9 protein-coding genes are annotated in these 8,766 nt (G+C 64.3%); 5 read left to right on the top strand and 4 right to left on the bottom strand.

Translation table 11 applies throughout. From position 1 onward, the window contains the following. Positions 1-119: 119 nt before the first annotated feature. Positions 120-491 carry a hypothetical protein gene (locus QZ213_RS19780; RefSeq protein ID WP_291687786.1) on the bottom strand — a complete coding sequence of 124 codons (372 nt, stop codon included), beginning with the start codon at positions 489-491 and terminating at the stop codon, positions 120-122. Between the two features lie 275 nt (positions 492-766). Here QZ213_RS19780 and QZ213_RS19785 point away from each other — a divergent pair, with 275 nt between their 5' ends. Both QZ213_RS19785 and QZ213_RS19790 read left to right on the top strand, forming a co-directional pair. Beyond that, positions 767-1,519, top strand: a complete 753-nt coding sequence (locus QZ213_RS19785) for a lytic murein transglycosylase (RefSeq protein ID WP_291687787.1) — start codon at positions 767-769, stop codon at positions 1,517-1,519. Between the two features lie 289 nt (positions 1,520-1,808). Continuing rightward, the gene (locus QZ213_RS19790) at positions 1,809-2,615 is read left to right on the top strand and encodes a lytic murein transglycosylase (RefSeq protein ID WP_291687788.1); all 807 of its coding nucleotides are present in this window, start codon (positions 1,809-1,811) and stop codon (positions 2,613-2,615) included. A gap of 816 nt (positions 2,616-3,431) precedes the next feature. On the opposite strand, the gene QZ213_RS19795 is transcribed toward QZ213_RS19790, so the two are convergent. Beyond that, positions 3,432-4,274, bottom strand: coding sequence for an SDR family NAD(P)-dependent oxidoreductase (locus QZ213_RS19795; protein WP_291687789.1), 843 nt, complete (start codon positions 4,272-4,274; stop codon positions 3,432-3,434). 733 nt (positions 4,275-5,007) lie between these two features. Here QZ213_RS19795 and QZ213_RS19800 point away from each other — a divergent pair. Together QZ213_RS19800 and QZ213_RS19805 are read left to right on the top strand one after the other, a co-directional pair. Further along, a complete protein-coding gene (locus QZ213_RS19800) occupies positions 5,008-6,228 on the top strand; it encodes a GGDEF domain-containing protein (protein WP_291687794.1) in 1,221 nt (406 codons plus the stop codon). An 18-nt stretch (positions 6,229-6,246) separates the two neighbouring features. Then, the gene (locus QZ213_RS19805) at positions 6,247-6,870 is read left to right on the top strand and encodes an N-acetylmuramoyl-L-alanine amidase (protein WP_291687790.1); all 624 of its coding nucleotides are present in this window, start codon (positions 6,247-6,249) and stop codon (positions 6,868-6,870) included. An 8-nt stretch (positions 6,871-6,878) separates the two neighbouring features. On the opposite strand, the gene QZ213_RS19810 is transcribed toward QZ213_RS19805, so the two are convergent. After that, on the bottom strand, positions 6,879-7,232 hold the full coding sequence (locus QZ213_RS19810; RefSeq protein ID WP_291687791.1) for a hypothetical protein: 354 nt from the start codon (positions 7,230-7,232) through the stop codon (positions 6,879-6,881). A gap of 131 nt (positions 7,233-7,363) precedes the next feature. Between QZ213_RS19810 and QZ213_RS19815 the strand changes: the two genes are divergently transcribed. After that, positions 7,364-7,867, top strand: a complete 504-nt coding sequence (locus tag QZ213_RS19815; protein ID WP_291687792.1) for a hypothetical protein — start codon at positions 7,364-7,366, stop codon at positions 7,865-7,867. Positions 7,868-7,982: 115 nt separating this feature from the next. Here QZ213_RS19815 and rpoH read toward each other — a convergent pair. After that, positions 7,983-8,766, bottom strand: a 784-nt coding sequence (gene rpoH, locus QZ213_RS19820) for an RNA polymerase sigma factor RpoH (RefSeq protein WP_291687793.1), incomplete at its 5' end; no start/stop codon positions are given.

Consider the following 8,766-nt stretch of genomic DNA (forward strand, 5'->3'; position numbering starts at 1 on the left):
ACCTCAGGATGACGTTCATTCTCGTCATTGCCGGGCTTGACCCGGCAATCCATCGAAACAATGCGGCGGGCGAAAGTCCGCCGTTTTCTTTTTCAGTGAAGACCGGGCAGGGAGTTCCGTTAGCGTTTCCGGCTTGACGCCGCGACGCCCCCGTTCAGTTCCTGCGTGACCAGCCGCGGCAGGCCACCGCGTGGTCCTGCATCATCCACGCGCCTCGGTAGTCCCGTCGCCATGATCGCGGTTCCCATCGCCGCCGAGCCGAACGTCACGACGAACCCGAACAGCAATAGCCCGAGCGCGGTGCCGGGCGACGAGTCAGCGAAGATCAGATCCCGCAGGCCCGAGGGATTGAGCGCGAGCAGACCGCCGACCAATAGCGCCGCCACCGCCATTCCCGCCGCGAGGTTGATCGCCAGCAGCCGGAACAGCGGCACGCGCAGGAAGCCCAGGCGGCGGGGCTTCTGTTCCTTGCTTGGAACGGTGTCTGACATCGCGGTTCGTCTGCCTTGGATATCAATGAGCTATATCAGAAATCGAGCATCGGTTGGAAGCGCTTCCCGCCGGGCGTTTCCTGCCGCGCAGGGCAGGTCGGCGATGACGCGGGCAGCCTCCGGCCTCTCGGACCCTCGAAGGCGGACAGCAGACGTGCTAGAAGCAAACTTCATTTCCCCTCACGCTCCCTCCACGAACGGTTTCATCGATGCATTTCTTCCGCCCCGTGCTTGCCCTTTCCGCGTCCATGAAGAGGACTCTGTCAGCCCTCGCCATGCTCGCATGTTTGAGCTCGCACGCTGACGCCGCCCAATGCGGCAGCACGTCCGCGGGTTTTGAGGCCTGGAAAAGCGAGTTTGCGGGCGAAGCAAGGGCAAAAGGCATCGGCGCCTCGGCCATCTCGGCGCTGATGGGGACGAACTACGCCAGCGCCACCATCGCCGCCGACCGCGGCCAGCGAAGTTTCAGTCTTTCGCTCGATGCGTTTCTCGCCAAGCGGGGTGCGGCGACCATCGTCGCGCGTGGACGGTCGCTGAAACAATCGCAGGCAGCGATGTTTGCTTCGATCCAGCAGCGCTACGGCGTGCCGCCGGGCCCGCTGATCGCCATCTGGGGAATGGAGACGGGCTTTGGCAGCCAGCGCGGCAATCAGAACATGCTCTCCTCGATCGCGACGCTGGCCTATGACTGCCGGCGCTCGGCCTATTTCACCGAGCATCTTTACGCGGCGCTGCAATTGATCGAGCGCGGCGCCCTCTCGCCCACCACGCGCGGCTCCATGCACGGCGAGGTCGGTCAGACCCAGTTCATGCCGAAGAACATCCTGGCCTACGGCATCGGCAATCTCGACGTCGCGGCCAACGCGCTGGGCTCGACCGCGAACTTTTTGAAAGCGCACGGCTGGAAGGCAGGCGCCGGCTACCAGCCGGGAGAGCCCAACTTCGCGGCCATCCAGGAGTGGAACGCCGCGGGCGTCTATCAGAAGGCGATCGCGCTGATGGGCCGGCAGATCGACGGCGGCGAGTGAGGTTCTGCGGTACGAAGCCAATCGTGCTGTCGTCCCTGCGAAAGCAGGGACCCATAACCACAGGCGGCAATTGTGGAAGCGGAGCCATCAACCATTCCGCCTTGACAACATCGGCCTCGGCGTATGAGTCCCTGCTTTCGCAGGGACGACCGCCGGGAATTCCCGCGCTCTCGTGTGGGCGGCTCAAGGCCGGGACGACGAGGTTCCCATCGAAACCGGCGAAGATACCTGCCGCGCGGCATTTTCTCATGGCATGGTCGGTACGATCAGGAAGCAACAAGGGATTCGCATGCGCAAACTTCTTCCGGCCATTGTGTTCGGCGCCGTCATCGCCTCAGGCCCCGCACTCGCCGCCAAATGCGGCGGCGATTTCAACAGCTTTGTCGCGGGCATCTCGGCGGACGCGCGGGCCGCGGGCGTCTCGGAAAACGTGATCGGCTCGGCGTTCGCGGGCGTCGCGCAGGACGCGGCGGTGCTGAATTTCGACCGCCGCCAGCGCTACACCTTCAACAAGACCTTCGAGCAGTATGTCTCGACCCGCGTCGGCGCGGGCCGCATCAATGGCGGCCGGGCGATGTTGCAGCGTCACGCCGCATTGCTGGCGCGGATCGAGGCGCGGTTCGGCGTGCCCCGGCAGATCCTGGTGGCGATCTGGGGGCTGGAGACCGATTTCGGCAAGGGCGACATGGGCAAGCTCCCCGTGATCCGCACACTCACGACGCTGGCGCATGATTGCCGCCGCACCGAGCTGTTCCAGGGCGAGTTGATCGCGGCGCTGAAGATCGTGCAGCGCGGCGATCTGCCCTTGCGCGACCTGATCGGCGCCTTTGCCGGCGAGATCGGACAGACGCAATTTTTGCCGTCGTCCTACGTCAAATACGGCGTCGATTTCGACGGCGACGGCCGCGTCGATCTGCGCCACAGCGTGCCCGACGTGCTCGCCTCCACCGCCAATTTGCTGCACACCAACGGCTTCAAGATGGGCGCGTCCTACGAGGAGGGCTCGGCGAATTTCGAAGCCATGCGCGAATGGAACCACGCCACGATCTACCGCAAGACCATCGGCTATTTCGCCGATCAGCTGGTGGGACGATAGCGAAAGCGTCACACACTCCTGTCGTCCCTGCGAAAGCAGGGACCCACAACCACCGTCGTTTGTTGGGAGCCGAAGCCGTCCGCCATCGCGCTCAACCGCAAGGCCGCGGCGTATGGGTCCCTGCTTTCGCAGGGACGACGTGGCGACAAAACCGGCCTGATCTGACCCGACAGGCAAATCACCAAATTCGTGTCCAGCCCCTCACGCAAAAATTTTTCGCTTCAGTGTTTGCGCAAATCACCCTCACATCCCCCGCCGTCCCGCCCCACCAAGAGGGGCGTTGCGCAACGTCACGAACGCGGAGCGGGATGCGGTGGACGCTGACGGTGCTACTGACGAGAGCACGGGATGCGGACGGCGAAGTCGTGTGGTCCTGATGCCCCGACGCTGGCATCAAGTTCGCGGGAAGCAATTTTCGCGGGCGAGGGTGGCAAGAAAGCCCGGTCACCCGGGAGAGCGCGAAGGAAACCGTTAAAACCATTGCGTGGGGAATGCCGGGCGTTTTCCGGTGTGACCTGACTGACGCGTGTGCGTTCTACCACTACTCCTGCACGCGCGGCCATCGGGCGCATCGGGCGCCCGGCATTCCCTGCGCCCTCTGATGAAGAGGGCGGAACGAACTGACAAAACCTCGCGCGAAACAAGCGGCGAGATCGCGGAGCTGTGGCACCACTCCCTCCGTCGTCCCTGCGAAAGCAGGGACCCATAACCACAGGGAGTAGTATTTGCGAAAGCCGTCGAACCGCGTCTTTCACAACAGGCGACACGGCGTATGGGTCCCCGCTTTCGCGGGGACGACGAGAGATGATGCCAACCCTACTTCTTCGCCTGCATCGCCTTTTCGATCCGGCGTTGCAGCACCGACCAGTAGGTGCCGGGCCGCAGGCGCTGCAGCAGGTCCATGAAGCGGGCGTCGTTGCCGATCAGGATGCGCGGCTGGTTTTTCTCGATGCCTTCGATGATGCGCAGCGCCGCCGCGGCCGGCGTGGTCTTGGCCGCCGCGTCGAACCGCTCGATCGATTGCGCGCGGCGCGCATTGTCGGTCATGCCGACCCCGGTGCGGGCGTTGCGGGCGATGTTGGTGGCGACGCCGCCAGGATGCACCACCGACAGTTTTATCGGGCTTTTCGCCATCGCCAGCTCATGGCGCAGGCTTTCGGAAAAGCCGCGCACCGCGAACTTCGCCGCCGCATAGGCCGATTGCCCTGGAGGCGCGATGATGCCGAAGATCGAGGAGAGGTTGACGATGTGGGCCTCGGGCCGTTGCGAAAGATGCGGCAGGAACGCGCGGGTCGTGCGCACCACGCCCCAGAAATTGATGTTGAACAGCCATTCCATCTGCGCCTGGTCGATCTCGGTGAACTGGCCGAGCAGCGCCACGCCGGCATTGTTGATGACGATGTTGAGGCCGGGATGGGCGGCGACCGCACTTTCCGCGAAGGACTCGATCTCGCTGGGCTCGGCGACGTCGACGCGGTGGACGCTGACCTTGTTTGAACCTGATTTGGCGATCTCGGCGGCGAGCGCCTGCAGCCCCGCCTCGTCGCGATCGGCCAGCGCGAGATCGGCGCCGCGCGCGGCAAGCTCCAGCGCCAGCGCCCGGCCGATGCCACTGGCCGCGCCGGTCACGGCTGCGGCGGCTCCACGGATCGCAGTCATTTGTCGTCAGCTCCAATGTCGGAAAGTTTTGCGCGGCAACCCTTATACGGAAGGAATCGTCCCAAATGAAAAGGCGGGCACAAGGCCCGCCGTCTTCAAAAATCACTTTTGCTTCAGGCTGGGTGCCCGGGCGGAGCGTGACGCTCCACCCGGGCTTGAAAGTCACTTCTTGGACTTCTTGGCTTTCTTGGCCTTCTTCGCCTTTTTCGCCTTCTTCGCTTTCTTAGCCATAGCATCCTCTCAGGGTTTAATGGATGGAAACGCGACACGAGGCATGCTCGGCGGAGGGCCAGCCTCGCAACATCCTCGAATGCAATCCCAACAGATTCGCAGGCCGCTGCCCCGCGCTGTCACGTCGCTGTCATTGCGTTATCCACAGCTGTTATGCGTTTTTGGCGCATTTTCCGGAAGTTTTCGCTCGTCATGCCCGGGCTTGACCCGCGCATCCATCGGTCTTCAGGACAAGATGGATCGCCGGATCGAGTCCGGCGATGACAGTGGAGCTCGACCGTCCCCCTCAGGGTTAATGATGCGCTTATGCGCGGACGCATTCTGCATTGATCCGGAACTGCCGCGCGCCATCTTCATGATTTCAAAACCACGGCGCGGATTGCTTCGCGGCGAGTGAGAGTCCGTTAAGCGACCAAGCTGCATCTTGCTTCAAACAGGGGATGGTCATGGGTGGGATGTTCGACAAAAGGGGAGGCAGGACGTGCGCGTCCTGCATTCACAGATGCTGAGCGTTCCGACGCTTTGGACGATGTTCGTCGTCAATTTTCTCGCGCTGGGCCTGATCTGGGGCTATGTCGCGCGCAGTTACCCCAAGCTGGTGGCTTCCCGCTTCTGGACCGCCTCGGCGTTCGCCGCCGCCATCGGCGCCGCACTGGCGATGCTGCGCTTCGAGGTGCCTTCGGTGCTGACCCTGCTGTCAGGCGGCACCACCATGATTTTCGCCGCCTGCCTTGCCGCGATGGGCATCAAGCGGTTTTACGGCCGGCCGGTCACCTGGCGCGGCACCGCGCTGATCACCGGATTGGCTTTCGCCGGTTTGACCTTCTTCATCGTCGGTTACGACAGCTCACCGCTGCGGATCCTGGTCTATTCGATCGGCCAGGCCATGCCGTTCGTGCTGACGCTGAAGCTGCTGCTGTCGCGGCAGGATGGCCGCGTCAATCCCGGCGCACGGCTTGCGGGCGTCATCTCCATTTTCATCATCGCCATCTATGCGATCCGCGCCGGGGGCGCCCTGCTGCATATCGGCGGCGACTTCTCCTATATCCAGGCCAATTCGGTGCAGTCGGTGCTGGTGCTGGCGCTGATGTTCCTGTCGTTGTCGCTGAATTTCGGCTTCCTGCTGATGGCGATCGACCGGCTGCGCAACGAGGTCGCCGATCTTGCGCTGCTCGACGATCTCACCGGCGTCGGCAACCGGCGGCATTTGCTGCAGCGGCTGACCGAGGAATGCGCGCGGTCGGAACGCAGCGGCGAGCCGTTCACGCTGCTGGTGATCGATCTCGACGGCTTCAAGCTGATCAACGACACCCACGGCCATGCCGCGGGCGACGCCTGCCTGCAGCATTTCACCCTGATGACGCAGACGCGGTTGCGGCCCGGCGACATGCTGGCGCGCAGCGGCGGCGACGAGTTCTGCGTCGTGCTGCCCGCCTCCACGCTGCGCGAAGGCGCGATGGTCGCCCGCCGCATCCTGGATGTGTGCCGCGCCGATGCGGACGCCTGCGTCGGCGATGAAATCCCGATTTCGCTCTCGATCGGCGTCGCGCAATGGACCCGGGAAACCGGCCCGCACCCGGACCGGCTGATGGCCGCCGCCGACCACGCGCTTTACGCCGCCAAGAAGGACGGCAAGAACCGCCACGCCGTCTACGACCCGGCGCCGCCGCCGGCGCCCGCGCATGAGCCGATGCCGCAACCGGCGCTGCGCAGGCTCGCCTGAGCGTGCTATTCAGGTGACATGAATTTTCGCCTGCTGATGACGGCGCTCTGCGCCGTCGCGATCGCCGCATCGGCCGCCGCGCAGACGCCCGACCTCGGGATGATCGCGCGCTCCTCGGGCACGCCCGAGATACCGGGGCTGAAGATGGTCTGGCTGGCGCCGTGGGGCGATGTCGCAAAGGCCCATCCCTGGCGCAACATCATCGTGCACCAGACCGAGGGCCCGGCCGGCTCGGCGCGCGGGGGCGCGCAGGAGCAGTCGAAGAACCCGACACGGCGCGGCGTCACCGTCTGGGTGGAGACCGACGGGACGGTGTACTGGGCGGTCGCGGAAGATCTGGTTCCGACCCATGGCGACGGCGCCAACCGCAACGACAACAAGTACATCGACAACGGCCCGACCTATCACCAGGTGGTCGGCAGCGCTTCGATCGGCGTGGAATTCGCCGGCAATTTTCCCGACGTGACGCGGCCCGCCACCGAAGCGCAGATCGCGGCATGGCGGATCCTGGTGAAGGTGCTGCGCGCGCGCTACCGCATTCCGCTCGATCGGGTCTATGCCCACAACTGGATCGACTTCAAGGACGCGCGCTATTGCGAAGGCTGCGCGCTGGCGACGCTGGCGAGAGAGTGGGGGGAATGATGGTCGGCTCAGACCGGTTGCGCCATCCAGCGGAAGATGCGCCTGATCAGGCCCGGGCTTCGTCGGCGCTGCTCCTGCTCCGGCGCGGCCTCGTCCGCGGCGATGCAGCGATCGTAAAAATATTTCAGGAAGATCATGTCGTTTGGCTCGGTAACCGTAAAGCTGTCGTCGCCGACGAACACGGTGTAGGCGTAGAAAAACGGCCCGATGAAAGGCACCGAGGGCGGCGTGGCGCGGTCCTTCGAGATCACGAACTGCGCGGGCTCCAGCCCATGCGCGATCATGGACTGCTCGAGGGCCGGGACCTTGCGCATGAATTCGGCCGAAAACCCGCCGACGGTTGATTGCAGCGTGATCGACATGGCTATCTCGTCAGGCGAACGCTCGTTCTTCTTGGTCGGCGGAGCCCGCGACCGGGTTCAACAGGCCCGGGGTCCAGCCCCTTGGCGCGTCGACCGCACCATTATAGGCTCCGCGGCGGCGGGGGTTCTTAATGTCAGCATCCTTGATCTGGCCGGTCGTCACGGGCCGCCGGTGGCCGTTTCGCGCGCGAGGGCTGAAGGCCTTTGTGTTGCCGGCCATCGTGCTGTTGCTGTGCACCTCGCTGCTGGTCGCGCTGGAGGTGCCGAGCAAGCCGTTCCTGGAGAAGAACAGTTTTCTTTTGTCATCGGCCGGTTTCCGCGTGAAACTCGCCAATGATGCCGCCGGGCAAAAGGCGCTGCGCGCGCTGCCGGCGCATCGTTTCGTGATCCACCGGAACGGCGGCAATGTCCGCTACCTCTATGCCGAGCCGAACCACTGCGTCTGCATCTTCATCGGCACGGAGGCGAACTACCGGGACTACCGCGACATCCTCGGCCGGGGATTGCCGCAGGCCGACGACGTCGCGCCGGATTACAAGACCCAGGCGAGCGCGCTGCTGTATGGTGATCCCTATGATTGGGACAGTCTCAACCAGCCCGACAGCCTCGCGGAGTATTTGCGGGATTATTATTGAGGGAACGCGCTCGCCGCTTCGTCCTCGCGGAGGATGGTCAATTTGACGAATCGATGCCCCAACAAAAAAGCCGGCGTTGCCGCCGGCTCTTGTCTCGTTGTTCAATCCGCCTCGATCAGTGCGCGGCTTCGAGCGCCGCCGCTTCCTGCCTGGCGATGGTGCCCTTCACGGCCGACTGCACCTTCTCGAAGGCGCGGACTTCGATCTGCCGCACGCGTTCGCGCGACACGCCGAATTCGGCGGCGAGGTCTTCCAGCGTCATCGGCTCTTCCGCCAGACGCCGCGCCTCGAAGATGCGCCGTTCCCGCGGGTTGAGCACGCCGATGGCGCCGTTCAGCGCTTGCCGGCGATGATCGAACTCCTCGTGCTCAGCCATGATGGCTTCCTGGTTGGGCGAGTTATCGACCAGCCAGTCCTGCCATTCGCCGGCTTCGCCGTCGTCGCGGATCGGCGCGTTGAGCGAGGCATCGCCGCCGAGCCGGCGGTTCATGTCGATTACGTCCTGATCCGTCACGCCGAGGCGCTTGGCAATCAGCTTCACCTGGTCGGGGTGCAGGTCGCCCTCGTCCAGCGCGGAGATCTTGCTCTTCGCCTTGCGCAGGTTGAAGAACAGCTTCTTCTGGTTCGCGGTGGTGCCCATCTTCACGAGCGACCAGGAACGCAGGATGTACTCTTGTATTGAGGCCTTGATCCACCACATGGCGTAGGTGGCGAGCCGGAACCCCTTCTCGGGTTCGAACCGCTTCACCGCCTGCATCAGGCCGACATTGCCTTCCGAGACAACCTCGGAGATTGGCAAGCCGTAGCCGCGATAGCCCATGGCGATCTTGGCCACGAGCCGGAGATGGCTGGTGACAAGGTGATGTGCCGCGTCGCGATCGTCATGCTCGCGCCAGCGT

Origin of the sequence: Bradyrhizobium sp. (genome assembly GCF_017881085.1) — a bacterium.
GTDB lineage: Bacteria > Pseudomonadota > Alphaproteobacteria > Rhizobiales > Xanthobacteraceae > Bradyrhizobium.